This is a genomic window from Bacteroides sp. 11BF (assembly GCF_019633765.1).
Taxonomy (GTDB): Bacteria; Bacteroidota; Bacteroidia; order Bacteroidales; family Bacteroidaceae; genus Bacteroides; species Bacteroides hominis.
In genome coordinates, this window is the sequence record NZ_JAFKPJ010000027.1 from 1 (window position 1) to 25,139 (window position 25,139).

At 39.2% G+C, this 25,139-nt stretch carries 28 protein-coding genes; 14 read left to right on the forward strand and 14 right to left on the reverse strand.

Translation table 11 applies throughout. From position 1 onward, the window contains the following. Positions 1-103, forward strand: a 103-nt coding sequence (locus JZY04_RS19455) for a BT1926 family outer membrane beta-barrel protein (protein ID WP_255584461.1), incomplete at its 5' end; no start/stop codon positions are given. Between the two features lie 105 nt (positions 104-208). Here JZY04_RS19455 and JZY04_RS19460 read toward each other — a convergent pair. The 4 genes from JZY04_RS19460 to JZY04_RS19475 form a co-directional block, all read right to left on the reverse strand. Further along, entirely contained in the window at positions 209-634 is a 426-nt protein-coding gene (locus JZY04_RS19460; RefSeq protein ID WP_005809834.1) for an RNA-binding S4 domain-containing protein, read from the reverse strand. 25 nt (positions 635-659) lie between these two features. After that, positions 660-1,223 (reverse strand): aminoacyl-tRNA hydrolase, encoded by a 564-nt coding sequence (pth, locus tag JZY04_RS19465; protein ID WP_005809833.1) that lies wholly within the window; start codon positions 1,221-1,223, stop codon positions 660-662. Between the two features lie 103 nt (positions 1,224-1,326). Beyond that, positions 1,327-1,917, reverse strand: coding sequence for a 50S ribosomal protein L25/general stress protein Ctc (locus tag JZY04_RS19470; RefSeq protein WP_005775921.1), 591 nt, complete (start codon positions 1,915-1,917; stop codon positions 1,327-1,329). 144 nt (positions 1,918-2,061) lie between these two features. Beyond that, complete coding sequence (locus tag JZY04_RS19475; RefSeq protein WP_044299561.1) at positions 2,062-2,448, reverse strand: PUR family DNA/RNA-binding protein; 387 nt, start codon at positions 2,446-2,448, stop codon at positions 2,062-2,064. A gap of 168 nt (positions 2,449-2,616) precedes the next feature. On the opposite strand from JZY04_RS19475, the gene nusB reads away from it, so the two are divergent. From nusB to JZY04_RS19505, 6 genes are all read left to right on the forward strand, one after another. Continuing rightward, complete coding sequence (nusB, locus tag JZY04_RS19480; protein ID WP_005775923.1) at positions 2,617-3,543, forward strand: transcription antitermination factor NusB; 927 nt, start codon at positions 2,617-2,619, stop codon at positions 3,541-3,543. Positions 3,544-3,588: 45 nt separating this feature from the next. Beyond that, positions 3,589-3,915, forward strand: coding sequence for a preprotein translocase subunit YajC (gene yajC / locus JZY04_RS19485; RefSeq protein ID WP_005775925.1), 327 nt, complete (start codon positions 3,589-3,591; stop codon positions 3,913-3,915). Between the two features lie 23 nt (positions 3,916-3,938). Next, positions 3,939-4,952 carry a CdaR family protein gene (locus JZY04_RS19490; protein WP_005818784.1) on the forward strand — a complete coding sequence of 338 codons (1,014 nt, stop codon included), beginning with the start codon at positions 3,939-3,941 and terminating at the stop codon, positions 4,950-4,952. Next, positions 4,942-5,559 carry a dephospho-CoA kinase gene (gene coaE, locus JZY04_RS19495; protein WP_005775927.1) on the forward strand — a complete coding sequence of 206 codons (618 nt, stop codon included), beginning with the start codon at positions 4,942-4,944 and terminating at the stop codon, positions 5,557-5,559. The genes JZY04_RS19490 and coaE overlap by 11 nt, the downstream gene beginning before the upstream one ends. Before the next feature lie 17 nt (positions 5,560-5,576). Next, complete coding sequence (locus JZY04_RS19500; RefSeq protein WP_122143660.1) at positions 5,577-5,993, forward strand: DUF5606 domain-containing protein; 417 nt, start codon at positions 5,577-5,579, stop codon at positions 5,991-5,993. Between the two features lie 524 nt (positions 5,994-6,517). Then, positions 6,518-6,727, forward strand: a complete 210-nt coding sequence (locus tag JZY04_RS19505; RefSeq protein ID WP_050418555.1) for a hypothetical protein — start codon at positions 6,518-6,520, stop codon at positions 6,725-6,727. A 69-nt stretch (positions 6,728-6,796) separates the two neighbouring features. Here JZY04_RS19505 and clpB read toward each other — a convergent pair whose 3' ends face one another. Then, entirely contained in the window at positions 6,797-9,385 is a 2,589-nt protein-coding gene (gene clpB / locus JZY04_RS19510) for an ATP-dependent chaperone ClpB (protein WP_005775930.1), read from the reverse strand. A gap of 223 nt (positions 9,386-9,608) precedes the next feature. On the opposite strand from clpB, the gene JZY04_RS19515 reads away from it, so the two are divergent. The 3 genes from JZY04_RS19515 to JZY04_RS19525 all read left to right on the forward strand — a co-directional run bounded on the left by JZY04_RS19515 (position 9,609) and on the right by JZY04_RS19525 (position 12,183). Further along, entirely contained in the window at positions 9,609-10,190 is a 582-nt protein-coding gene (locus JZY04_RS19515) for a DUF6621 family protein (protein ID WP_044299557.1), read from the forward strand. 25 nt (positions 10,191-10,215) lie between these two features. Then, positions 10,216-11,112 (forward strand): LysR substrate-binding domain-containing protein, encoded by an 897-nt coding sequence (locus JZY04_RS19520; RefSeq protein ID WP_005775932.1) that lies wholly within the window; start codon positions 10,216-10,218, stop codon positions 11,110-11,112. Positions 11,113-11,190: 78 nt separating this feature from the next. Further along, positions 11,191-12,183 (forward strand): YeiH family protein, encoded by a 993-nt coding sequence (locus tag JZY04_RS19525; protein WP_122143661.1) that lies wholly within the window; start codon positions 11,191-11,193, stop codon positions 12,181-12,183. A gap of 83 nt (positions 12,184-12,266) precedes the next feature. Here JZY04_RS19525 and JZY04_RS19530 read toward each other — a convergent pair whose 3' ends face one another. Genes JZY04_RS19530 through JZY04_RS19540 form a run of 3 tightly spaced genes read right to left on the reverse strand, consistent with a single transcriptional unit; the run spans position 12,267 to position 13,980 of the window. Further along, the gene (locus JZY04_RS19530) at positions 12,267-12,950 is read right to left on the reverse strand and encodes a DUF4252 domain-containing protein (protein WP_122143662.1); all 684 of its coding nucleotides are present in this window, start codon (positions 12,948-12,950) and stop codon (positions 12,267-12,269) included. A gap of 6 nt (positions 12,951-12,956) precedes the next feature. After that, on the reverse strand, positions 12,957-13,484 hold the full coding sequence (locus JZY04_RS19535; protein WP_005775935.1) for a hypothetical protein: 528 nt from the start codon (positions 13,482-13,484) through the stop codon (positions 12,957-12,959). Beyond that, positions 13,465-13,980 carry an RNA polymerase sigma factor gene (locus JZY04_RS19540; protein WP_122143663.1) on the reverse strand — a complete coding sequence of 172 codons (516 nt, stop codon included), beginning with the start codon at positions 13,978-13,980 and terminating at the stop codon, positions 13,465-13,467. Before JZY04_RS19540 ends, JZY04_RS19535 begins: the two co-directional genes overlap by 20 nt. Positions 13,981-14,121: 141 nt before the next feature. On the opposite strand from JZY04_RS19540, the gene JZY04_RS19545 reads away from it, so the two are divergent. Continuing rightward, positions 14,122-14,346, forward strand: a complete 225-nt coding sequence (locus tag JZY04_RS19545) for a hypothetical protein (protein ID WP_005809822.1) — start codon at positions 14,122-14,124, stop codon at positions 14,344-14,346. 63 nt (positions 14,347-14,409) lie between these two features. Here the strand turns inward: JZY04_RS19545 and recA are convergent, their stop codons facing one another. The 4 genes from recA to JZY04_RS19565 form a co-directional block, all read right to left on the reverse strand. After that, the gene (recA, locus tag JZY04_RS19550) at positions 14,410-15,453 is read right to left on the reverse strand and encodes a recombinase RecA (RefSeq protein ID WP_005775938.1); all 1,044 of its coding nucleotides are present in this window, start codon (positions 15,451-15,453) and stop codon (positions 14,410-14,412) included. A gap of 10 nt (positions 15,454-15,463) precedes the next feature. Further along, on the reverse strand, positions 15,464-15,910 hold the full coding sequence (bcp, locus tag JZY04_RS19555; protein ID WP_122143668.1) for a thioredoxin-dependent thiol peroxidase: 447 nt from the start codon (positions 15,908-15,910) through the stop codon (positions 15,464-15,466). An 85-nt stretch (positions 15,911-15,995) separates the two neighbouring features. Continuing rightward, positions 15,996-17,189, reverse strand: coding sequence for a saccharopine dehydrogenase family protein (locus JZY04_RS19560; RefSeq protein WP_005809817.1), 1,194 nt, complete (start codon positions 17,187-17,189; stop codon positions 15,996-15,998). 94 nt (positions 17,190-17,283) lie between these two features. Next, positions 17,284-18,534 carry a hypothetical protein gene (locus tag JZY04_RS19565; protein WP_220577445.1) on the reverse strand — a complete coding sequence of 417 codons (1,251 nt, stop codon included), beginning with the start codon at positions 18,532-18,534 and terminating at the stop codon, positions 17,284-17,286. Between the two features lie 124 nt (positions 18,535-18,658). On the opposite strand from JZY04_RS19565, the gene JZY04_RS19570 reads away from it, so the two are divergent. Next, on the forward strand, positions 18,659-19,450 hold the full coding sequence (locus tag JZY04_RS19570) for an META domain-containing protein (protein ID WP_122143665.1): 792 nt from the start codon (positions 18,659-18,661) through the stop codon (positions 19,448-19,450). A 95-nt stretch (positions 19,451-19,545) separates the two neighbouring features. Here JZY04_RS19570 and JZY04_RS19575 read toward each other — a convergent pair whose 3' ends face one another. After that, positions 19,546-20,547, reverse strand: a complete 1,002-nt coding sequence (locus tag JZY04_RS19575; RefSeq protein WP_122143666.1) for an iron ABC transporter permease — start codon at positions 20,545-20,547, stop codon at positions 19,546-19,548. Next, positions 20,544-21,683: an ABC transporter substrate-binding protein gene (locus JZY04_RS19580; RefSeq protein ID WP_101604285.1), complete on the reverse strand. Its 1,140-nt coding sequence runs from the start codon at positions 21,681-21,683 to the stop codon at positions 20,544-20,546. Before JZY04_RS19580 ends, JZY04_RS19575 begins: the two co-directional genes overlap by 4 nt. A 533-nt stretch (positions 21,684-22,216) precedes the next feature. Here JZY04_RS19580 and JZY04_RS19585 point away from each other — a divergent pair. Both JZY04_RS19585 and JZY04_RS19590 read left to right on the forward strand, forming a co-directional pair. After that, complete coding sequence (locus tag JZY04_RS19585; RefSeq protein WP_122143667.1) at positions 22,217-24,379, forward strand: SLBB domain-containing protein; 2,163 nt, start codon at positions 22,217-22,219, stop codon at positions 24,377-24,379. A 7-nt stretch (positions 24,380-24,386) separates the two neighbouring features. After that, entirely contained in the window at positions 24,387-24,911 is a 525-nt protein-coding gene (locus tag JZY04_RS19590) for a UpxY family transcription antiterminator (RefSeq protein WP_220575433.1), read from the forward strand. Positions 24,912-25,139: the final 228 nt, after the last annotated feature.

Genomic DNA, 25,139 nt, shown 5'->3' on the forward strand with positions numbered 1-25,139 from the left:
GACTACGTATAATCCGCAAGCCGGTCTTGGCGATCTGTCGGCAGACAGCCATAACTACAGTGTTTTGGCAGCTCCGACATTGAAGATCGGATTTAAGTTTTGACCTCTATCTCCATCCGGCCGATAGGTTATCGGTCGGATGGGTGATTTTATAAATAAGTCCATTTATTTATACCTCCCCGGTGTCCGTGACGGCTGTCGGGGATTTTTATTTATTGTCTTCTTCAAAATCAAAGTCAAAATCAAAGTCATCCATAAATTCCGGAGTAGTGAATTCTTCAATGCTTCGACGGTCTTTTTTAGTCGGGCGTCCGGTGCCTCTTGCGCGATCAATGAAACCACTGATTTTGCTCATTTCCAAAAGTTCGTATTGATCGGGTGTCGTTACGTTTTCCATCATCTCGGATACAAGCTTTGCTCCGATTCGTTTCTCGATAGCTTGTAATACTTTGAAAGAGTATGTAATGGGGGGCTTTTTTACTTGAATTACGTCTCCTGGCTTTATCATACGAGAGGCTTTCACAAACGATCCGTTGATGCTGATTCGTCCTTTTTTACAGGCTTCAGCAGCGATTGTGCGGGTTTTGAAGATGCGGACTGCCCACATCCATTTATCTATTCTTGCTTCAGGCATTGGGTTATAAATTGAAAATGAATTATTATTTTTTGTTGAATTGATTCATCGTTATGTCGATTCCTGCCAAACAAAAGCTTTTGGCAATCTCTCCGGCTGTCTCCAGGCGCTCGTTCATTGTTGTCCAGTCTTCTTCCGTAAAATGTCCTAATACGAAATCAACTTGTCCGCCCTTTGGGAAGTCATTGCCAATGCCAAATCTCAACCGTGCATAATTCTGAGTTCCCAAGATAGCTGCGATATGTTTTAATCCGTTATGGCCTGCATCGCTACCTTTGCTTTTCAGACGTAATGTTCCAAAAGGAAGAGCCAGGTCATCAACGATGATTAGCATATTCTCCAATGGAATATTTTCCTTTTGCATCCAATAACGCACGGCATTGCCACTTAGATTCATAAATGTCGAAGGCTTCAACAGAATCATTTGTCTTCCTTTTACAGATAGGGTAGCTGTAAAGCCATAACGACCGTCCTTGAATGATAGGTTGTTTGCTTTAGCCAAAGCATCCAACACCATAAAGCCTATATTATGGCGAGTTTCATGGTATTCTGGACCAATGTTGCCTAATCCGACAATTAAGTATTTCATATCTTTCAGTTTATTTGTTTTTAAATAAAAACGCAGATTAACACAGATGTGAAATCTGCATTAATCTGCGTTTGAATGATATCTCTAATAAAGGATAGCGATATTATTTTCCTGCTGCAGCAGCTGCACCTCTTGCCGCACGAGTCAACTTAACGGCACATACAACAGCTTCTTTTGCATTCAGAAGTTCCAGTCCTTCATAGCTCAATTCGCCTACTTTAACTGTTTTGCCAAGACCCAAGTGAGATACATTGACAGTCAGTTTCTCAGGAATAACGTTGTACAAAGCTTTAACTTTCAGTTTACGCATCTGCAATGCTAATTTACCACCGGCTTTCACACCTTCAGCAAGACCTTCAAGTTGTACGGGTACTTCCATTACGATAGGTTTAGCTTCGTCAATCTGATAGAAGTCTACGTGCAGGATAGTATCTTTTACAGGGTGAAATTGAATGTCTTTCAAAATCGCATTCACTTTTTTGCCATCGATAATCAGGTCTACTACGTGGATGTGCGGAGTATAAACCAGATTGCGAAGTCCTTCGTTAGTCACTGTGAAGTGAACAACTTCTCCACCACCGTAAAGTACACAAGGCACACCACCGTTGTTACGAATTTCTTTCAAAGCTCTTGCCTGTTCAGAAGAGCGTTCTGCAATTGTTCTTGCAGTTCCTTTAACTTCAATTGATCTCATTTCTTGAAATTTTTTGTGTTACTCTAAATTAAGTTATTTTGCTTGCTTAATTCACCATCACACGATGTGATTATCACACGATGTGCAAAAAGCGGTGCAAAAGTACACTTTCTTTCTGAAATATCAAAGAATTGATGTTTTTAATTATTCAAAATCAATATCTATTTTAATTTCACTATCTAAAACTGCAGTTTCAGTTTCGCTTTCAGATTCGATTTTTTTTCCGGATTCTAATTCTTCGGTATATTCTTGATTCTGATTGATATAACTGATCGCTTGTTCAAGACCGGACATGAATTTACCAAAATCTTCTTTATACAAAAAGATTTTATGCTTTTCAAAACTTACCTGGGAATCGTCTCCTTCTCCCATTACGACTTTTTTGCTTTCAGTGATAGCAAGAAACATTTCATCTTTACGGTTCTTTTTAACGTCCAGATAATATATACGTTTACCAGCTTTAATCGATTTGGAGAATACAATCTCTTTATCATTCATGTCTGTTCCTATTTTCTTTTTAAAATCTTCCATATTGTTAGGTCTGTTTATAATTGGCTTCAAAATTGGATATTTTTTTTAAACCGTCAAAAGAAAAAGGAAAGAGAATGAAATACTGCATTAAAAAATGTGATTTATTTGCGTAAACTCATTAAAAATGTCTACTTTTGCAATTCGTTAATAACAGTATTAATTAAGATTATGATTAACAGAGTTCTTATTCGTCTAAAGATCATACAGATAGTGTATGCTTACTATCAAAACGGCAGCAAAAATTTAGACTCAGCGGAGAAAGAGTTGTTCTTTAGCCTCTCTAAGGCTTACGACTTATACAACTATTTGCTGATGCTTATGATTGCTTTGACGGAATATGCACAAAAACGCATTGACACAGCGAAAGCTAAATTGGCGCCGACAAAAGAAGAGTTGTATCCTAACATGAAGTTTGTGGAAAATAAGTTTATCGCACAACTTGAAGTAAATAAACAATTGAGCGAGTTTATAGCTAACCAGAAAAGAACCTGGGCAAACGATCAGGACTTTATCAAAGAATTGTACGAGAAGATTATTGCATCCGATATATATAAAGAATATATGGCTTCTTCCGATAAATCTTACGAAATGGATCGTGAGTTGTGGAGAAAACTATATAAAACGTTTGTTTTCAATAATGATTCGCTGGATCAAGTGTTGGAAGATCAGAGTTTATATTGGAATGATGATAAAGAGATTGTTGATACATTTGTATTGAAAACTATCAAGCGTTTTGAAGAAAAACAAGGGGCTAACCAGCCATTATTGCCTGAGTTTAAAGATGATGAAGATCAGGAATTTGCACGGCGCTTGTTCCGTCGGGCCATTCTGAATGCCGATTATTATCGTCATCTGATCAGTGAAAACACAAAGAACTGGGATTTGGATCGTGTAGCTTTCATGGATGTGATTATTATGCAGTGTGCGTTGGCAGAAATTCTTAGTTTTCCGAACATTCCGGTCAGTGTTTCGTTAAATGAGTATGTAGAGATTGCCAAACTCTATAGTACAGTGAAGAGCGGTAGCTTTATCAATGGTACATTGGACGGAATAGTTAATCAATTAAAAAAAGAAGGTAAGTTGACAAAAAACTAATACCTTTGTCCAAATAGATTAAAAAACTAAAAAACTGATTATTTTATGAACCTATTAACTGTATTTTTTCAAGCTCCTGCTGCTGGCCCTGATGGTAGTTTGATGTGGATTATGCTGATAGCAATGTTTGTTATCATGTATTTCTTCATGATTCGTCCGCAGAATAAGAAACAGAAAGAGATCGCTAATTTCCGTAAGTCTCTCCAGGTGAATCAGAATGTAATTACTGCTGGTGGTATTCATGGTGTGATTAAGGAAATCAATGATGATTATATTGTTCTTGAAATCGCTTCTAATGTAAAAATTAAGATAGATAAGAACTCTATTTTTGCAGATGCTTCAGCTGCCAATAGCCAGTCTGCTACGAAATAAGGAACTAAAAATAAATAAAGCCTATGTTCGAACGTAGGAACATAAAGTATATTTATTTAAAATTATCAAGAAGGATTAAGGACTTTCTGCTTAGTGATAAGAGCAGAGAGTTCTTAATTTTTTTATTTTTCTTTTTTATTGCAGGTGGATTTTGGCTGCTTCAAACATTAAATAATGATTATGAAGCAGAATTTTCAATCCCTGTTCGTCTGAAAGGAGTACCTAATCATGTAGTTTTAACTTCTGAACCTCCTTCTGAATTGCGTATCAAAGTAAAAGATAAGGGTACGGTATTGCTGAACTATATGTTGGGCAAAAGTTTCTTTCCGGTAAATATCGATTTTTCTGAGTCAAAGGCCCCTAATAATCATGTGAAGATTTATACTTCAGAACTTGAGAAAAAGATTCTGGGACAGCTCAATGTGTCCACTCGTCTGCTTTCTGTCAAACCAGATACCTTGGAGTATATTTATTCTACCGGAAAGTCGAAATTGGTGCCTGTTAAATTAGAGGGTAAAGTTACTGCAGGGCGTCAATACTATATTTCCGATACCATTTATTCTCCGGATTCTGTTTTAGTATATGCTCCTGTAGCTATATTGGATACAATTACAACTGCCTATACACAAAAAGTGAACTTTGAGAATGTAGCGGATACATTGAGGCAACGAATTGCGCTTGCCGGAGTGAAAGGAGCTAAGTTTGTTCCCGGAGCGATTGATTTAACTTTGCCTGTGGATATATATACGGAAAAGACTGTTGAAGTACCATTGCGTGGTATTAATTTTCCGGCAGATAAGGTGTTGAGAGCTTTTCCGTCTAAAGTCCAGATTACATTTCAGGTTGGACTAAGCCGTTTTCGCAAAATTAAGGCAAGTGATTTTGTTGTAAATGTCTCTTATGAAGAACTTTTAAAGTTGGGCACTGATAAATATACTGTCAAATTGAAGTCAGTTCCACGTGGAGTGAGTCATATACGCATTCATCCGGAGCAGGTTGATTTTCTTATAGAACAAGTTTCTTCTTATGGCAATTAAAATTGGTATAACCGGTGGGATAGGCAGTGGCAAAAGTATTGTTTCACGGCTACTTGAAGTAATGGGGATTCCTGTCTATATTTCAGATGAAGAGTCCAAGAGAATTGTAGCGACCGATCTTGTTATACGTAAGGAACTGTGCGACTTGGTAGGAGAGGAGGTTTTCTTAAACGGTAAATTAAATAAGGTCTTATTGGCTTCATACCTTTTTGCTTCCTCCATACATGCTTCTCAAGTCAATAGAATCATACATCCGAGAGTTAAAGAGCATTTCAGGCAATGGGCTTCACACAAGGGTTGCATGGATATTATAGGTATGGAATCAGCAATCCTTATAGAGTCGGGGTTTGCTGATGAGGTTGATTATATTGTGATGGTTTATGCCCCTTTAGAAATAAGGGTGGATCGTGCAGTTCGGCGTGACAATGCTTCGTGTGAACAGATAATGCAACGTATTCGGAGCCAAATGAGTGATGAAGAAAAGTGTGAACAGGCTTCTTTCGTTATAATAAATGATGATGAGAAACCGTTGATACCGCAGATTTTAGAGTTAATTGCTTTCCTATATCAAAAGATTCATTACCTTTGCTCCGCAAAAAATAACTAATATAAAAGTAATATACTATGTTAAAGACTATTTTGTCTATCTCCGGTAAACCGGGATTGTATAAGCTTATTTCGCAGGGGAAAAATATGTTAATTGTAGAAACAATTGATGCGACTAAGAAACGTTTTCCTGCTTATGGTAATGAAAAGATTATCTCTTTGGCAGATATAGCAATGTACACAAACGACTCAGAAGTACCTTTGCGTGACGTATTGCGTTCAATAAAAGAAAAGGAAAATGCAGCTATGGCCTCTATAGATGTGAAGAAGGCTACTCCCGAGCAACTACGCCAATATTTAGCTGAGGTTTTGCCTGATTTTGATCGTGACAGAGTGTATGTGAATGATATCAAGAAATTGATCTTATGGTACAATATTCTTGTTTCTAACGGAATTACAGAATTTGGTGAAGCTGCTGCTGCTGAGGCGGAATAAAAATTAATTCTGTTTCTTTTAGTTAAAAGCGCAATATCCCTTACTGAAAGGGGGATATTGCGCTTTTATTTTTTATCATGCCCCAATAAACAAAAGGCTCCTTAAGCTGTTCTTGCATAACTATATAAAATTTGCATAGAATATTTTAGAGAACTTATTTGTCGTATTCAGGGCTTTTTAATTATCTTTGTTGCAATCCGTCGATACCTGAAGAGTCAGTGTTGCGAGGAATATTACACAAAAAGAACAAAAGCGTTTTTAAGATATTATTCTGTACTTGAAATCTGGACAATTTCACTATTCAGGAATAATGCAACGAACGCTCATGCTCTGCTGTATATGCAAATATATAGTATCGAGCGTGGGTTGTTGTACATTATTTGAATAGTGGCAGTCCAGAGCCTCAGGTACGATAATTGCAACGTTCCCACGCTTTTTTATATACGAAAGATTCTTTCGAGGGAACCGGGAGTGATAGGAGAGAAGGAAAGAGCATGAAAGCAACAAGAGATAGCGGTATCTGTATGAAACTGGACGATTTTACCGGAGTTTTGTCTTTGGAACGTCTGGAAGTTAATACAATGGTATACCTGTATAGTGAGCAGGGTGAGTTGATAGGGAAGATTCACTCAACGGGAGATTGTGTTACTTTTATATTGCCGAGAAGAGGCATGTATGTGCTTGTTATTCATTGTGCATCCTATCCGGTGGAGGTCAGGAGGATCACTTATTGAACTTTCAAGAAAGAGAAAAGCCGGTATACCATAAGGCATACCGGCAGATCGCTATAGATTCTCAATTCTTTAGTTACGAAAAACCAATCCGTCACCTTGTGCATCTACAATAATTGCTTTACTACGGTCTACTTCTTGTGCTAATAATTTCTTTGATAAATCATTTAATAAATATCTCTGAATAGCTCTTTTTACAGGACGTGCACCGAACTCTGGATCATAACCTACTTGTGAAAGAAAATCTAAAGCGGCATCTGTCAGCTTCAACTCTACTCCATTACCCGCAAGCATCTTCTGCACACTTTTGATTTGCAGCAGGACAATTTGTTTTATTTCTTTTTCCGTTAGTGGTAGAAACATAATGGTTTCATCAATACGGTTTAAGAATTCGGGGCGTATGGTTTTCTTTAGCATATTCATTACCTCTTTCTTGGTTTCTTCTACAACTTCGTCTTTGTTGGCGCTGTTCAGTTTTTCCATTTGACTCTGTATGTAGCTACTACCCATATTAGAGGTCATGATGATGATTGTATTTTTGAAATTTACCACGCGACCTTTATTGTCTGTTAACCTTCCGTCATCAAGTACCTGTAACAATATATTGAATACATCCGGATGAGCCTTTTCGATCTCGTCAAACAGTACTACAGAATAGGGTTTACGCCGTATGGCTTCTGTCAACTGTCCTCCTTCATCGTATCCCACGTATCCCGGAGGTGCTCCAACTAAACGTGAAACACTATGTTTCTCCTGATATTCACTCATATCAATACGGGTCATCATTGTTTCATCATCAAAAAGAAACTCTGCAAGTGCTTTAGCCAGTTCGGTTTTACCTACTCCGGTAGTGCCCAGGAAGATGAAGGAACCAATCGGACGCTTGGGATCCTGCAATCCTGCGCGGCTGCGGCGTACGGCATCGGATACAGCTGCAATGGCTTCATCTTGCCCGATAACACGCTGATGTAATTCTTCTTCAAGATGAAGTAACTTGTCCTTTTCACTCTGCATCATTTTGCTTACGGGAATTCCGGTCCAGCGGGATACTACATCGGCGATATCTTCAGCATCTACCTCTTCCTTTATCATAGCTGTATCCCCTTGCATTTCATGTAACTTTTTCTGGGTATCCTCAATTTCCTTATTCAATTCTTGTAATTTTCCATATCGGATTTCTGCAACTTTCCCATAGTTGCCTTCACGTTCAGCCTTGTCGGCTTCAAATTTAAGATTTTCGATTTCAACTTTGTTCTGCTGGATTATATCCATCAGACTTTTTTCACTTTGCCATTTTGCTTTGTATGATTTCTCCTGTTCTTTCAGTTCGGCCAATTCTTTGCCGATTGTTTGTAATTTCGGTTCATCATTTTCGCGTTTAATGGCTTCCCGTTCGATCTCTAACTGTTTGATTTTACGTGATATTTCATCCAATCCTTCCGGGACGGAATCTACCTCCATACGGAGTTTGGCTGCCGCCTCATCCATGAGGTCAATTGCTTTATCCGGTAAAAAACGATCAGTTATATATCGACTGCTTAATTCTACGGCAGCTATGATTGCATCGTCTTTGATACGTACATGGTGATGATTTTCATATCGTTCTTTCAGACCACGCAGAATGGATATTGTACTCAGATTATCTGGCTCATCTACTTGTACTATCTGGAAACGGCGTTCCAAAGCTTTGTCTTTCTCAAAATACTTCTGGTATTCATCAAGGGTCGTAGCACCGATGGAACGTAACTCTCCACGGGCAAGTGCAGGTTTCAAGATATTAGCTGCATCCATGGCACCTTCTCCCTTCCCGGCTCCTACCAATGTATGGATCTCATCGATGAAGAGTATGATGTTACCTTCAGATTTTTTCACTTCATTCACTACGGATTTAAGCCGCTCTTCAAACTCTCCTTTGTATTTGGCTCCTGCAACCAGTGCCCCCATATCCAGAGAGTATACTTGTTTATCTTTCAGGTTTTCAGGAACATCTCCCCGGAGGATACGGTGTGCCAGTCCTTCAACTATTGCTGTTTTACCGGTACCCGGTTCACCTATTAATATAGGGTTATTTTTGGTGCGTCGACTCAGAATCTGAAGTACACGCCGAATTTCTTCGTCACGTCCGATCACCGGATCGAGTTTGCCGCTACGAGCGGCTTCGTTCAGGTTTATGGCGTATTTTTCCAGTGATTGATAATTATCTTCACTGGACTGAGAAGTGACTTTTTCTCCTTTTCTCAATTCATTAATAGCTCCGCGTAGTTCTTTTTCGGTCATTCCTGCATCTTTCAGAATAGTAGATACAGTACTCTTTACCGTTAGTAATGCCAGTAATAAGTGTTCCAGTGAAACAAATTCATCACCCATTTCTTTGGAATACTGTGTTGCTTTCTGGAAGACTTCGTTTGCTTCCCGACTCAAATAAGGCTCACCACCCGAAACTTTTGGGAAAGAGTCAATTTGCTTGTCGAGTACAAGGGCGATTTGCTGGCCGTTCAATCCTAACTTCTGGAAGATAAAGTTAGTAACATTTTCGCCTACCTTCATCACTCCATACAGGATATGAGCTGTTTCAATGGCTTGTTGTCCCCGGCTTTGTGCCAGATTGATCGCTTCCTGTACAGCTTCCTGTGATTTAATGGTAAAATTGTTGAAATTCATATCGTTTATTCTCCTTTCTTTTTCTTATTTTCAATAACACTATTGAAGGCGCAAAAGATTTGCCATGGGTTAAAAACTGACTTTTTTTCAGCTTTTTAAGGAATGTAAAAGCCAAAATGTCATATATTTTCCTTTTTACAAGGAAATTGTGTCCGAATGCAAGGGCATTTTAGAAGTATGTTGTATCTTTATAGCCTGAATATAATTATAAAGGAATTACTATATGGACGAAAAAATAAAGTTCTCTTCGAATGTGATATTGATAGATGCAGCGTTCTTGAATTTAGTTATAACGGATCTGAAGAAATATTTTGAGCGAACATTGAAGCGTGAGTTACAAGAGATTGATCTTTCGGAATTGATAACTTATTTAGCGTTAGACTCAGGCATAACAGAAGGAGAAAATCAGATTCAAATATTAGTGGTATACGATAAGAATTCCGTCCGGTTATCTAATTGTGTACCGTCTGATTTATCTACAGAGCTGAATGGTGTAGCGTTTAAGAGTCAGTTTGGAGAGTTTTCTTTTGCCGGTGTACCTTGTGAGGAAATGGTATCCCGTGAGGAATTATATCTCGATTTATTAAATATTGTTGCAGATTCTGCCGATGTGAGACAATTGATTTTAGTCTCTTTTAATGAAGAATATGGTGATAAAGTAATGAATCGGTTGAAAAAGATTAAAAATAAAAAAACGATTCAGTTTCGTATGAATGAACCGGAGGAAATGCTGGAAGGGCATCAATGGGAAATGCTTGCATATCCGTTGATGCAAGCGTTGGGAATCAGGGGAGAAGAATTGTAATTATAGACAATAAACCTTTATATTTATGTCTGATTTTCGTCTAAAAGTATTTTTAAGTGTTGCTAAGAACCTTAGTTTTACGAAAGCGTCACAAGAGTTGTTTGTCAGTCAGCCTGCTATAACCAAGCATATTCAGGAATTGGAAACTTGCTATCAGGCCCGCTTGTTTGACAGGCAAGGGAATAAGATATCTTTGACAGAGGCAGGGAAGCTTTTGCAAGAACATAGTGAAAAGATATTGGAGGACTATAAACGGCTGGAATATGAAATGCATTTACTCCATAATGAATATATAGGTGATTTAAAGTTAGGTGCCAGTACTACAATTGCGCAATATGTGCTTCCTCCTTTATTGGCTAATTTTATAGCAAAATTTCCTCAGGTAAATCTTTCTTTGCTGAATGGGAATTCCAGAGAAATAGAAGCAGCTTTGCAGGAACACCGCATTGACTTAGGTTTAGTGGAGGGAATTTCTCGTTTGCCGAATCTTAAATATACTACGTTTTTGCAGGATGAATTGGTGGCTGTTGTCCACACAGGTAATAAGCTCTCATTACCGGATGAAATTACTCCCGAAGATTTATCCAGAATTCCTCTTGTGCTTCGTGAGAGAGGTTCGGGCACGTTGGATGTTTTTGAAAGAGCTTTGTCCGGACATAATATAAAGTTATCATCTTTGAATGTGCTTTTATATTTGGGTAGTACGGAGAGTATCAAATTATTTCTGGAACATACAGATTGTATGGGAATTGTTTCTATCCGTTCCATCAGTCGTGAATTACTTTCCGGTACTTTTCGGGTTATCGAAATCAAAGGCATGCCTATGTTGCGTGAATTCTGTTTTGCCCAACCCCAAGGGCAGGAGAGTGGATTGTCACAGGTTTTGATGCAGTTTGCCATGCATCATAATAAAAAGTTATAAAGCATAATTAGATGCAATTGGCATATACCGATAAGTAGCCGTATCTTTGCACCCGAAAAATAAAAAAGATAATAAGATATGGTATCAGCTATTACGAAAACGTTACAGACAAACAATAAAAAGGTCTATGTTTCTTTACTTTCTATTTTGACTTTATTTCTAATGTTGGATTATGTTCCAGGATTGCAGGCACTTTCTGCATGGGTAACTCCACCATTAGCTCTCTTCCTTGGGTTAGCTTTCGCATTGACATGTGGACAGGCGCATCCGAAATTTAATAAAAAGACATCCAAATATTTGTTGCAATACTCTGTTGTCGGATTAGGTTTTGGTATGAATTTGCATTCGGCACTTGCTTCCGGTAAAGAAGGAATGGAGTTTACTGTTATTTCAGTAATCGGTACACTGATCATTGGGTGGTTTATTGGTCGTAAGTTCTTGAAGGTAGATCGTAATACCTCTTATCTTATCAGTTCGGGTACGGCGATTTGTGGTGGTAGTGCTATTGCTGCTGTAGGTCCTGTAGTAAAGGCGAATGATAGTGAAATGTCTGTAGCGTTGGCTACAATATTCATATTAAACGCACTTGCACTTTTTATCTTTCCAGTAATCGGACATGCTTTAAATATGAGTCAACATGAGTTCGGAACTTGGGCTGCCATTGCTATTCATGATACAAGTTCTGTGGTAGGTGCCGGTGCTGCATACGGTGAGGAGGCACTAAAAGTTGCTACTACTATTAAATTGACCCGTGCCCTTTGGATTATTCCAATGGCATTTGCTACTTCGTTTATCTTTAAAAGTAAAGGACAGAAGATCAGCATTCCTTGGTTTATCTTCTTCTTTGTATTAGCTATGATTGTGAATACCTATTTGTTGGATAGTGTGCCTGCATTGGGGGCAGCTATCAATGGATTGGCTCGTAAGACTTTAACTATCACTATGTTTTTCATCGGGGCTTCTCTTTCATTGGATGTTGTGAAGTCCGTAGGTATCAAACCTTTGATACAGGGAGTACTTTTGTGGGCAGTGATTAGTCTGAGCACTTTAGCATATATTTATTGGTGCTGATTAAATATAAACAGAACTGTATGTAAGAGGTACGATGTCTAAATACATCGTACCTCTTACATATAATAACTATCCTATATCATTTACTCTGTACTTATGTTTTTTAATTCTTTCCCAAGGTTTTTTAGTTCGTCATTCAAAGCGTTTAATTCTTCGCTATAATTTGTATCTATAGTGTTCAAATTATAAGTTCCGCTTAATTCTATCATACCTTTTTGTTTGCGTATATCTTTCTTGCTGTCATAAATGACAGGTTTATTATTGGTATAGAGCCTATCTCCTGATATTATAAAGCACTGACTGGTATTTTGATACAACATTAGTTTTTTGATATCATCCGTCGTCATATCTCCTTCCATATATACAAATTTTAGGGAAGATGCTCCGTCCATTACCATAATTAGTTCTTTTATCTTACTTCCTTTACGATTTACATAGATTTCTGAACCGGAAGTTGTCCCTTTTTGTTTCATCAATAGTTCATATTTGGATGACTGCACCAAAGAACGAATATCTTTAGCCATCTCTTCACGTATCTTATTATCACGTGTAGAAAGGACCTGAACAGAATTCAAGTGTTCTGCCACCTTACCTATATAAAGGTCCTTCATAAATAAGTTCGGATTTAGTTCCATCATTGCTTTAGAGATGTAAACTGATGATACCCCTTTCATGTCGTTGTATTTGTTGAACAGATTCTTTTGTGCCTGACAAAAGAGAGGTGATAATAGCAGCACACAAACCAGAATAAATTTCATTGTTTTCATAACCGTTTATTTTTTTATTTCGTTTTTTACTTCTTGATGTATTCTTCTCATGTCAATTTGGCTTTCCTTCACTTCATTGAATCCGTTGTTCAGGTTAACGGAAATCTCCAGTAATGTCGCCTGAAACATTCGGTAGGCTTCTTCCGGGTCAGAAAACGTGTCTTGCGGTGTAGGTGGACACACATTTTTACCCAGATTGTCGATACCATATCCAAGACCGACAAGTAATAGTATAGTGGCTGCTATACTTCCAATCCAGCGCCAATTGTTCTTGGAACTGTTGGGGCGGAAGAAGCGTTGTTCTTTCTCGGCCATTTCATCAATCAACAAGTTTAGTTTGTCCTCCAAATATGCAGGAATTTCCACATCATGATCTGCGTTTAAGTAAAGGTTAAGAAAGATTTCTTTGTCCTTCAGCAGATGTTCGGGCACTTCCGTTGTTCTGAAATAATCTCTCAGCGCCTCTTCCTGGCTCTCGGTAGTAGTCCCCTCATAAAACTTGGCGAGCAACCTTTCAATTTCTTCGACTTTCATAATTATTCCATTTATTAAATTCTTCACGTATCTTTTTCCTTGCTCGTGATAGCAGTACACGAACATTAATAGAATTCAATCCGGTAACTTGTTCTATCTCTTCGTAAGAACAGCCTTTGATATCGCGCATGTTTATGATCCGTTGCTGCTGTTCGGGTAAGTGGGCTATGATATCTTTTACCTGTCGTGCGCCTTCGCGTACTTCCAGGTTGTCCGACTGGGAAATATCCTGAACGGCAGACAGTTCTACGGTTTGTCGGGACAATATGTACTTTCCTGAGCGGAGCAAATCAAAACACATATTCTTTACCAAAGTGACACTAAATGCTTCCGGATTACTAATAACAGTCAGTCCTTCCCGCTTATCCCACAGCTTCAGGTAGGCTTCTTGCACTATATCCTCCGCATCGGCTGAATTCTCCAGTAGTCGGTAAGCTACACAGTATAGTTTGCGGTGATAAGGCAGAAACTCTTTTTTAAAACTCTCAGCATCCATGGATTCGTTTTTGTCAATGTTTATATTTGTAAGACGTAACGGGACGAATTATGTTACAAAGAAAGAGAAAAAAGAGCAAGTTATATGAAGATATTTGATGAAAAGGATGTACTTTTAATGACTTAATTAAAATGAAATACTATGAGTGAAAGTGAAATTACGAAATTGGATATTATTGTAGAGGTATTAGGTGAGAGAGAACCAGAGATACGGCGCTTGGTTACATTGGATGATCGGATAAGGACATTTGCAGAGTCTGGTGATGAAAATGGTCAGAGAATGCCAATTGAGCTTATAGCGGAGTGGGCGATGTTGTTGGATAAGTACTATCCGTTGGCATTGGAAAAACGGAATTCTCTGAATTGATATATGATAAACGATTGGCTGTCATTCAATGAAATACAGCCAATCGTTATCTATTGATTAGAGTTATTTGTGTTCTCTCAATTTTTCGAAGATTAATCCTTCCAGTTCTTCAGCGAGTTCAGGATTATCGGCAATACACTGTTTAGCTGCATCGCGACCTTGTCCCAGCTTCGTGTCATTATAGCTATACCATGAACCACTTTTCTTGATGATTCCTAAATCGGCTCCCAGATCAATAATCTCTCCAGAATGTGATATACCTTCGCCAAACATGATATCGAATTCTGCTTTACGGAAAGGAGGGGCTACTTTGTTCTTCACAACCTTGACCTTTGTTTGTTTACCAATCACTTCTTCACCGTCTTTTATTTGTTGTGAACCGCGGATATCCAAACGTACCGAAGCATAGAACTTCAATGCATTGCCACCGGTTGTTGTTTCGGGATTACCGAACATTACACCGATTTTCTCACGTAATTGGTTGATGAAAACACAAGTCGTACGGGTTTTACTCACTGCTGATGTTAACTTGCGTAATGCCTGAGACATTAATCGAGCCTGCAAACCTACTTTATTGTCGCCCATGTCTCCTTCTATTTCTGCTTTCGGAGTCAAGGCGGCTACGGAGTCCACTACGATGATGTCGATGGCTGAAGAGCGGATCAATTGCTCTGCAATTTCCAGTGCCTGTTCTCCGTTATCCGGTTGAGAGATAAACAGATTATCTACATCCACTCCCAGCTTGGCCGCATAAAAACGGTCAAAGGCATGTTCAGCATCAATGAAAGCGGCAATTCCACCGGCTTTTTGTGCTTCTGCAATGGCGTGGATCGCCAGTGTGGTTTTACCGGATGATTCCGGACCATAAATTTCAATTATTCTTCCGCGGGGATAACCGCCTACGCCTAATGCTGCATTCAGTGCAATCGAACCTGTAGGAATTACTTCTACTTGTTCTACCACTTCTTCACCCATTTTCATGATAGAACCTTTACCAAAGCTTTTCTCTATCTTGTCCATGGCAGCCTGTAAGGCTTTTAATTTTTCGCTTGATGCCATTTTATTATTATCTGTTTCAAAATTTAACTCGTCTTCTTTCTTTGCCATAATGATCGATTTATAAAATTTGTGAAGCGTGTTCTTTGGTCTTTACCTCTTTCGGACCGATGATTCGTTCAACGACTCCTTCTTCATTGATCAGGAAAGTAGTGCGTAAAGTACCCATATAGGCACGGCCATATAGCTTTTTCTCTCCCCATACTCCAAATTGCTCTACTAATTTTTTTTCAGTATCGGCAATCAAGGTAAATGGCAGATTATTCTTTTCAATAAATTTTTGATGTGACTTTTCATTGTCTACACTAACACCGATCACTTCGTATCCGGCCTTACGCAATTCCGCGTAATTATCACGCAGGCTGCAAGCCTGAGCCGTACAGCCGGAAGTGCTATCTTTGGGGTAGAAATAAAGGACGATTTTTCTTCCTTTATAGTTGCTGAGGCGTACCTCTTCTCCCTTTTCATTGATACCCAGCAATTCAGGGGCTTTATCTCCTATATTCATCTTTGATGATTTTCCCAATGTATAAATTATGTCAATCAGCTTACCACAAGGTGGCATATAGCCAATTGACATATTGTTATGTTAATTACAATTCCAGGTTTCCGTCGAATTCTTCGTGCCAAGGCAGACCTTGTTTGTTCAATTGTTCCATGAACGGATCCGGATTAAACTCTTCCACATTATTCACACCCGGTCGCTTCCATTCGCCTTTGAAGAACATCATGGCACCAATCATGGCTGGGACACCTGTGGTATAGCTTACTCCCTGCATACCCGTTTCTTTGTATGCTGCTTCGTGACTACAGTTATTGTATACATAGTAGGTACGTTCTTTGCCATCTTTTAAGCCACGGATGCGGCAACCGATAGAGGTTTCCCCTTCGTAATTTTCACCCAGATCTTGAGGATTAGGTAGCACGGCCTTCAAGAATTGCAAAGGAACAATTTTTTGCCCGTTGTAATCGATTTCGTCGATGCGGGCCATACCGATGTTCTGAATCACACGTAGGTGAGTCAGATATTCCTGACCGAATGTCATCCAGAAACGTGCTCGTTTGATAGTTGGAAAGTGTTTTACAAGTGATTCTAACTCTTCGTGGTATAACAAGTATGAGTCACGAGGACCTATATTCGGATAAGTCAAGTCTTTATGAATTTCCAAGGGGCCGGTGGTTACCCACTGTCCGTTTTCATAATAACGTCCGTTTTGGGTGATTTCACGGATATTGATTTCCGGATTGAAGTTTGTAGCAAAAGCCTTGTGATGATTTCCGGCATTACAATCTACTATATCCAGGTATTGAATTTCATCGAAATAATGTTTGGCAGCATATGCCGTATAAATGCCACTCACCCCTGGGTCGAATCCACAACCTAAGATAGCAGTCAGACCTGCCTCTTTGAAACGTTCGTGATAAGCCCATTGCCAGCTATATTCAAAGTGAGCTTCGTCTTTAGGCTCATAATTAGCGGTATCCAGGTAGTTTACACCTGCTTTCAGGCAGGCTTCCATGATAGTCAGATCTTGATAAGGCAAAGCAACGTTAATAACCATTTCCGGTTTGAAGTCGTTGAATAGTGCTACCAGTTCGTCTACATTATCAGCATCCACTTGGGCTGTTTTTATGCTGGGGTTGCCGATGGCTTTCACAATGTCGTCACATTTTGACTTCGTGCGGCTGGCGATCATGATATCAGTAAATACATCGGCATTTTGTGCCACTTTGTGTGCTACAACGGTACCTACACCGCCTGCACCGATAATAAGAACTCTACCCATTTCTTTAATTAAGAATTTTAAATTAAGAATTTAAGAATTGTTGATGGAACAAATATACGGCATTATTTCAGAATATTCGCCGATTTAAGTTTCTTTATTTGGCGCGAAGCAAGATACCATTTTCAAACTCCAGTATTTTTCCTCTGTATAACCATGTCTCAAAACGAGAGTCGGTCCGGGCTCTGATTTCGATAGGTTCGCCGATTGCCAACTTACACTCTTCGGTTGTCATACCCGGTTTTACCTCTCCTTTAGCAAGCATTAACCAGTTGGCTTCGCTAATGTTCGGATATTTTTTTCGTATGTTGGCAAATTCAAAAAGATTTTCGATGAAATCTTCATTTCTAAGGATAGGGTCATATCTCAAATCTACTTTTATTCGGTATGTTGTTCCCAAAACATCTGCCAGTAGGAGTGTAGCTGACGTTCCTGTTTTTTCAGGTTGCACATCTTTGATTTGTAACGGAGTATAACGCAGTAAATCTGCTTGTTTTGTTCGTATTGTTTTTAAAGGATAAACGGCTTGTCCGATATATTTAGATTGGATGGACTCTTTGGCTTTAATGTCCGGATTGGTAAAAGAAAATGCGTTGGGGAAGTAGCTCATCCTTTTTTCTGCTTGAAAATCTTCAGGTTCCATACGGGAATTTGTTCTGGACATGGCTACGTCAATATAATAGGTGTTCCCTTTACTGTCAGTAAAAACAATTCTCACAGGAAAAGCTTTGCTACCAATACTTATTGCCATAACTTTCACGGGTTCGCCTTTGGGAATGCTGACCTCTCTGTATCCGGAGTAACTGCTGACATCATCTACTTTTACTATGGTAGTCCGGGTATAAAGTGTTTTTCCAATCAATAATTCTTTGGCAGTATTTATATCTTGCAGGTAGACGAGCCCATTGATACCGGCACGAGGATCTTTATCACACAGATCGTTTAGTTTGGTATCTTTCATTTCGTAATAGTATTTTTTACCTTCACATTCAAAAATGAAACGTGAAGTATATATTTTACCGATATATGTTTCATGCTCTGTTTCTTCTGATCCTACATATTCTACAGTTTTATTTTTGAGTAAGTCGTTAACTACTTCTTTCCCGTTTTCGTAACAATAAAATATGGGGATGAATTCGTCACCACTATCCGGAATAAACATAAATTTTATTCCAGGTGTCCACTTACATAATTGTTTCATCGGAAAATACGTTGTTATGAAATTCGTTTCTTCATCAACCGATGGAGCCAAGGGGGAAGAGAGGGGTACGGAATAATCTTTCTGTGCAATTGCCGCCGAAGCGACTGTCACGAGGAGGACTAATAAGGTTCTGATACGTCTTTTCATGATTGTATATTGTTTGTTGAACTATTCGTATGTCTGTTCTGTTTATCTTAATTCGACAAATGTATCAACTTTATATTATTTTTTATCTATATTTGCGCCAATATTTAACTTAAATAGTATAACAATGAAAAAAGTATTGTTTTCAATTTGCATGGCAGGTGCAGCATTCGCAATGTCATCTTGTGGTTCAACCAAAGAGACCGCTTCTTTATCATCTTTAAATGGTGAATGGAACATTATTGAAGTGAACGGTTCAGCTATTGTTCCGGCAGAGAATCAGGAATTGCCGTTTATCGGTTTTGATACAGTAACTGGAAAAGTATATGGTAACAGCGGCTGTAATCGTATGATGGGTTCGATAGATCTAAATTCAAAACCCGGTACTATTGATATGAGTCGTTTGGGAAGTACTCGTATGGCTTGTCCTGATATGACAACGGAACAAAATGTACTGAATGCATTGGGACAGGTAAAGAGTTATAAAAAGCTGGGTAAACAGAACATGGCTCTTTGTAATGCTTCCAGTCGCCCGGTAGTTGTCCTTCAGAAGAAAGTATCTACGGTGAAGTTGTCTGCACTGAACGGTGAATGGAAAATAGAGGAAGTGAATGGTGAGGCTATTCCTTCCGGTATGGAGAAGCAGCCTTTCATCAGTTTTGACATTAAAAAGAAATCTATTCATGGAAATGCCGGATGTAATCTGATTAATGGAGGATTTGAAACTGATAAAGAAAATCCTCGTTCTATATCTTTCCCAAATGTTATTTCTACTATGATGGCTTGTCCGGACATGGAGGTAGAAAGTAAAGTGATGAAGGCTATCAATGAGGTGAAATCATTTGATGTATTGTCCGGTGGTGGAATTGGTTTGTATAACGCAGACGGGACATTGGTAATGGTGTTAGTGAAAAAATAGAAGTGCCTTAGTTAAAAGATACAGAGAAGGGTGTCCCATGTGGGACACCCTTCTCTGTATCTTTTAACTAAGGTTTAGTATAATAATGGCTCTTCTTATTTTAGATATGAGTTGCGGAATATGATCCAAACGATTACTGGAGAGCCAAACAAAGCAGTTACTGCATTGATAGGTAATGTACCCTGCATTCCGGGCATTTGAGAAATTAAGTCGCAAATTAACAGCGTAATGGCACCACACAGTATGGAGCCCGGAAGAATAATACGGTGATTAGGGCTCCCAAACAATCCTCTGGCCACATGGGGCATGGTGATGCCTATGAAGGCTATAGGACCGGTAAAAGCCGTCGAAGTTCCGGCCAAAAGTGCAGTGGCCAGAATAATCCAGAGGCGTAATCTGGTCACAGAGACTCCCAATCCGTTGGCATAGTTTTTTCCCAACAACAAAATATTGAGTTGTTTTTGCAAGAGCAATGCAGTCAGAATTCCACAGGCAATGACAGGGGCCATCACACTCATCTGTTCCCAGCCCACTGAAGAGAGGCTGCCAAAGGTCCAGGTAATAAAAAGCTTGAGAGTATCCGGATTGCTCATGCTTTGCAGGATACTGACGATGGCACCGGCAAAGTTGCCGAACATCATGCCTATGATTAACAGGGAGACAGTCTGAGGTATTTTGATAGAAACGATTATGACCAATAATAAAACTCCTATAGCCCCAATGATAGCAGCTGTCACTTGCCCCCATCCTGCTATAAGCCACAAAGGAAGCGAAGAAGTGCCTAAAGTGAGTAAGGCTACTCCCAAGCTGGCGCCGGAAGTTACTCCCAATACGTCAGGACCGGCCAGTGGGTTATGAAACAGAGTTTGCATCAATACTCCGGCAACAGAAAGTGATGCTCCTGCTAAAATAGCTGTTAATGCTTTGGGAAGTCGGTGATTGATGATAATTTCACGATAGATAAGATTATCACTGCCTCCGGTAAGTGTATCCCATACGTCTCGTATGGAGAGGTTGACGCTCCCAATAGCAATATCTGCCATGAAAGCAATGACTAACAATATGATTAATAATAAAAACAGCCGGTAGTTTTTCATTCACTTCTTAATTTATCCATGTAAGTTAACTCGTAGTCAGGCAATAGTGTCGGATGAACGATCTTGATCATATCACTCAATAATAGATCCGGACGAGCTACTCCACTTTCCCAATAGTCGTTTCCACCAGTAGCATTTGTCCGCTTGTTTATATGGTATACATTGCCGTCTTTATATGATTTGAATAGTTTGTATTTCGAGTCCATTCGTCCCAACTCTTCCAAAGTATTGGCTTGTACGCCTACCCATATGTCAGCTTGGTTGAAATGTATCAGAGCTTCTTCAATACTGCTGGATATACTACCGGAAGCTGTTGTGTCGTTGGCATAATAGTAATTGGCACCTGCATCGCGGAAGAGTTGTGCACTATAGCTTCTTCCTCCCGGCATAGACCAGGTTCCCCTGTAATCTTGCCCGGAAAGTATAGAAGGCGCATATGAAAATTTCTCGGCACTCTTTTTTACTTCATTGTATTGTTTTGCTATTTGCCCGAAAATGCTGTCAGCCAATGCTTCTTTGTCGAAAAGGGCTCCGACAAATTTAATCCATTCTGCACGCCCCAGAATAGATTTTTCTTGCCATTCAATATTATATAGGATAGGCAATCCCGTTTGTTTCATACGTCGGCTGTTTTCGTCTTCGGTATTGTAGGCAGAAGTCATTACGGCCTGTGGGTGTAATAAAAGTAAGTTTTCTATGTCCAGATTGAAAGCATCGCCCAAATCTTTTATTTTACCCTCTTTGACACCTTGCAGAATGGTAGGATTGTAAATATAGGCCGAGTTGCACACCCCTGTCACTTTATGCAATTCCCCCAGAAGTTCAAGAAACCCCAAATGAGTAGCTGAGTTGGTCATAATACTTTTTAGTGGGATCACTATTTTGTGACCGTTGGCAGGGACAGGCTGATCTTCGGTTTTCACAAGATAATAGATATCATAGGTCTCTCCCGGTTTCCAGGGATTATATACTGTTACTGTAGTGTATTCAGGAGAATGTGTTATTCCGAATCCTTCTGCATATGAAAGAGGGGCCGGAACACCTTCTTCGACAGTGAGTGTTGCTTTCTGCTTTTCTTTGCAAGCAGTGAGCAGAAATGATATTAGTACAAAAAGAATAAAAGAAGATCGGTTCATCATACTTTAAATATTGATTAGTCGTGGTACAAAAATACAGGATTATTCCGGATTATAGGTCTGCCTAATAAGGAAAATGCCGTAAATACGAGCAAAGGGAAAGCTGATGAAAATGTGTTTTTAAACGTACGTTTATTTGTTCACAAAGATAAAGCTAATATTTAAATACACAAAGTGTTTAATAAAAAGACTTCCTTTTAACTTTCATTATTATTGAAATAACCTCATTCTCAAATCAATGTCTGTTCTTCTTCTTTTCATTTTATCTCTATGATTTTATAAATCTTTCCCTTTAACGAATCACTTGTTTTTAATGTGTTTTTAAACGTACGTTTAAAAACACATTTTTTTAGATATAATACGTTGATAATAAGAATGTTTTATTGAGAATATATTAAAAGCTAACTACTATGATTTTATTAGGATTGATTCTTGGAAGTGTAATATTGGGACTGCTTGCTTGTCTGATATGGATACTTTATGATTTTCGGAGATTTAAGAAGAAAAATAATCTTATAGAATAACTTAGGAAAATGGGCAAGAAAGTATTAGTCTTTTTACTGTTTCTTTTATTTATTGGATGGGTAAGGGCTCAACAGGAAGAGCTGCAAAAAGTAGTAGGACAGAGCAAACAAACTCAGGTTTTTGGACGCAATATATTTGCAAGTCGGAACTTGTCATTTGAACCTAATCTGAATATTCCTACCCCGGAAAACTATATGTTAGGACCGGGGGATGAAGTGATAATTGATATATGGGGAACTTCGGAAAATACGGTAAGAGAGACTATCTCTCCCGAAGGAAGTATTGTGGTGGAGAATATCGGTCCTATTTATCTGAGTGGTATGAACATGCAAGAGGCTGAGCGGCATTTACGACGTGAGTTCAGTAAAATCTATGCAGCTATTTCCGGAGAATCGGTACATATCAAGGTGACATTAGGGAAGATACGTTCCATTATGGTCAATGTCATGGGGGAGGTTGAAGTTCCCGGTACCTATCGGTTATCTGCTTTTGCATCAGTGTTTCATGCTTTGTATCGGGCTGGAGGAGTCAATCGAATTGGCAGCTTGCGTACGATTCAAGTCGTGCGGAACGGTGAAAAGGTAGCTGATGTGGATGTATATAAATATATAATGGAGGGAAAACTGGCAGATGATATCCGTTTGTCGGAAGGAGATGTGATTCTGGTCTCTCCTTATGAGAATCTGGTCGGTATTTTAGGAAAAGTGAAACGACCGATGATTTATGAGATGAAACAGGGAGAGTCTCTGGCTGCCTTAATCAACTATGCAGGCGGCTTTACAGGGGATGCTTATCGGAATACGGTTCGTTTATTTCGTCGTAGCGGAAGAGAGAAGCAAATATATAATGTAGATAAAGTGGATTATGAAAACTTTATTCTGACTGATGATGATGAAATTTCCGTAGAGGCGGTATTAGATCGTTTCTCTAATAAAGTGGAAGTTCGTGGGGCAGTATATCGTGCCGGTATGTATCAACTGGACAGTTTGACAGGAACTATAAAACAACTGATATGTCAGGCCGAAGGGCTTCGTGGGGATGCTTTTCTTAATAGAGCGTTGCTTAAGCGAGAGCGTGAGGATCTGTCACATGAAATGATTCCTGTTGATTTGAGGAAACTGATGGAGGGGAGTATTCCTGATTTACCCCTTCAAAAAAATGATGTACTCTATATTTCGAGTATTCGGGAACTGGAAAAGGAAGGAACATTGGCTATCTATGGCGATGTGGCAAATCCGGGACATTTTCCTTTTGCTAAAAATATGACTATCCAGGATCTGATTTTAAAAGCAGGTGGTCTGTTGGAATCAGCTTCAACGGTTCGTATCGATGTATCGCGGCGTATTAAAGATGCCAAAAGCACCTCTTCTTCTTCTGTAATAGGGAAAAGTTTTACGGTTGAATTGGAGAATGGACTATTGGTAGGAGCAAAGCGGGTGTTTGAATTGGAACCTTATGATATGGTTTTTATACGTAGAAGCCCGGGCTATCAGAAACAGGCGAATGTGACGGTTGATGGAGAAGTAATATTCACAGGCAACTATGCGCTGACTAAAAGGAATGAACGGTTGAGTGATCTGATAGCTAAGGCCGGAGGATTGTCGAAAGATGCCTATGTAAAAGGTGCACGCCTGATGCGTAGGATGACAGCTGATGAAATCCGGCAAAAACAAGATGCAGTCCGGTTTGCTGTTAAGGGAACCGGAAAAGATTCGGTATCTTTGGCTGCTCTGGAAGTCGATCAGACTTATTCAGTAGGTATTGAACTTGAAAAAGCATTAGCAAAACCAAAGTCCGATGAAGATTTGGTGTTGCGTGAGGGGGATGTACTTTTTATTCCTAAATATGTCAGTACTGTGACCATAACCGGAGCTGTGATGTATCCTAATACGGTTCTTTATCAAAAAGGAAGTGGAATTGATTATTATATAGGTCAAGCCGGCGGCTTTGGCAACCGGGCCTTGAAGCGGCGTGCCTATGTTGTATATATGAATGGCACTGTTTCCCGATTAAGACACAATACAGCAAATGCCATTGAGCCCGGGTGTGAAATAATCGTTCCCACTAAAGAAGAACGGAAAAAAGCTACTGTGTCCGGAGCAGTAGGCATGAGCAGTTCTATTGCTTCTATTGCTGCAATGGTTGCTTCTATGGTGAGTTTAACAAAATAAGAGATAGATGAATATAAATGAAAAGCCCGAAATGGCGGAAAAACAGTCATGTCATTGGTATCTTGCTTTTACAGCTTCGCGGGCAGAGCAACGTGTAAAACAAGAACTGGATCAACGAAAAGTACGGAATTATCTTCCGTTGCGGAAAATTACTTATCAATGGCAGGGTCGTCCCAAGGAAACATTGTTACCACAGATAACTCGTTGCATTCTTATCTGGGCTTCAGAATCTGATGTTTTGCAGTTGTCCGGAATACAAGGATTAATTATTCCTCAAAATATATGGGAATATCGGATACCGGAATGGCAGGTGAACAGTTATCAATTATTGTTTTCTCATATAGATACTGCTGTGGAGTGGATACCTGATTGTCCGGAACCGGCTCCTATGGTTCGTATCACCGGAGGTTCTTTAAATGGACTGGTGGGCGAACTCGATACTTCGGAAACAGAAATACGGATAATAATCCGTTTTCATACTATGGGATGTTTTCGCATAACCATACCTGGAGAGTGGATTGAAAGGCTTTAGATATTACTTTCTCTTTTTTCATCTCAACGATAATTCCTCGTCCGTTTCAGGGCGGGGAATTATTATTTTATTTCCCTGTAACTTTGACTCTTTTTCGTCCTTTGGGTGACATGAAAATGTCAAAATCTGACTTTCTGTCAGAATCCTGTCACTTTCCATCTTACTCAACCTTTTGGCACAAGGTTTGTTTTTTTATAGTCGTCCGTTTGAGACAAACTCCTGAAGGGG

Coding starts and splice junctions, on each gene's coding strand:
- JZY04_RS19460 (WP_005809834.1), bottom strand. CDS start 634: ATGCCTGAAGCAAGAATAGATAAATGGATGTGGGCAGTCCGCATCTTC.
- pth (WP_005809833.1), bottom strand. CDS start 1,223: ATGAAATACTTAATTGTCGGATTAGGCAACATTGGTCCAGAATACCAT.
- JZY04_RS19470 (WP_005775921.1), bottom strand. CDS start 1,917: ATGAGATCAATTGAAGTTAAAGGAACTGCAAGAACAATTGCAGAACGC.
- JZY04_RS19475 (WP_044299561.1), bottom strand. CDS start 2,448: ATGGAAGATTTTAAAAAGAAAATAGGAACAGACATGAATGATAAAGAG.
- nusB (WP_005775923.1), top strand. CDS start 2,617: ATGATTAACAGAGTTCTTATTCGTCTAAAGATCATACAGATAGTGTAT.
- yajC (WP_005775925.1), top strand. CDS start 3,589: ATGAACCTATTAACTGTATTTTTTCAAGCTCCTGCTGCTGGCCCTGAT.
- JZY04_RS19490 (WP_005818784.1), top strand. CDS start 3,939: ATGTTCGAACGTAGGAACATAAAGTATATTTATTTAAAATTATCAAGA.
- coaE (WP_005775927.1), top strand. CDS start 4,942: ATGGCAATTAAAATTGGTATAACCGGTGGGATAGGCAGTGGCAAAAGT.
- JZY04_RS19500 (WP_122143660.1), top strand. CDS start 5,577: ATGTTAAAGACTATTTTGTCTATCTCCGGTAAACCGGGATTGTATAAG.
- JZY04_RS19505 (WP_050418555.1), top strand. CDS start 6,518: ATGAAACTGGACGATTTTACCGGAGTTTTGTCTTTGGAACGTCTGGAA.
- clpB (WP_005775930.1), bottom strand. CDS start 9,385: ATGAATTTCAACAATTTTACCATTAAATCACAGGAAGCTGTACAGGAA.
- JZY04_RS19515 (WP_044299557.1), top strand. CDS start 9,609: ATGGACGAAAAAATAAAGTTCTCTTCGAATGTGATATTGATAGATGCA.
- JZY04_RS19520 (WP_005775932.1), top strand. CDS start 10,216: ATGTCTGATTTTCGTCTAAAAGTATTTTTAAGTGTTGCTAAGAACCTT.
- JZY04_RS19525 (WP_122143661.1), top strand. CDS start 11,191: ATGGTATCAGCTATTACGAAAACGTTACAGACAAACAATAAAAAGGTC.
- JZY04_RS19530 (WP_122143662.1), bottom strand. CDS start 12,950: ATGAAAACAATGAAATTTATTCTGGTTTGTGTGCTGCTATTATCACCT.
- JZY04_RS19535 (WP_005775935.1), bottom strand. CDS start 13,484: ATGAAAGTCGAAGAAATTGAAAGGTTGCTCGCCAAGTTTTATGAGGGG.
- JZY04_RS19540 (WP_122143663.1), bottom strand. CDS start 13,980: ATGGATGCTGAGAGTTTTAAAAAAGAGTTTCTGCCTTATCACCGCAAA.
- JZY04_RS19545 (WP_005809822.1), top strand. CDS start 14,122: ATGAGTGAAAGTGAAATTACGAAATTGGATATTATTGTAGAGGTATTA.
- recA (WP_005775938.1), bottom strand. CDS start 15,453: ATGGCAAAGAAAGAAGACGAGTTAAATTTTGAAACAGATAATAATAAA.
- bcp (WP_122143668.1), bottom strand. CDS start 15,910: ATGAATATAGGAGATAAAGCCCCTGAATTGCTGGGTATCAATGAAAAG.
- JZY04_RS19560 (WP_005809817.1), bottom strand. CDS start 17,189: ATGGGTAGAGTTCTTATTATCGGTGCAGGCGGTGTAGGTACCGTTGTA.
- JZY04_RS19565 (WP_220577445.1), bottom strand. CDS start 18,534: ATGAAAAGACGTATCAGAACCTTATTAGTCCTCCTCGTGACAGTCGCT.
- JZY04_RS19570 (WP_122143665.1), top strand. CDS start 18,659: ATGAAAAAAGTATTGTTTTCAATTTGCATGGCAGGTGCAGCATTCGCA.
- JZY04_RS19575 (WP_122143666.1), bottom strand. CDS start 20,547: ATGAAAAACTACCGGCTGTTTTTATTATTAATCATATTGTTAGTCATT.
- JZY04_RS19580 (WP_101604285.1), bottom strand. CDS start 21,683: ATGAACCGATCTTCTTTTATTCTTTTTGTACTAATATCATTTCTGCTC.
- JZY04_RS19585 (WP_122143667.1), top strand. CDS start 22,217: ATGGGCAAGAAAGTATTAGTCTTTTTACTGTTTCTTTTATTTATTGGA.
- JZY04_RS19590 (WP_220575433.1), top strand. CDS start 24,387: ATGAATATAAATGAAAAGCCCGAAATGGCGGAAAAACAGTCATGTCAT.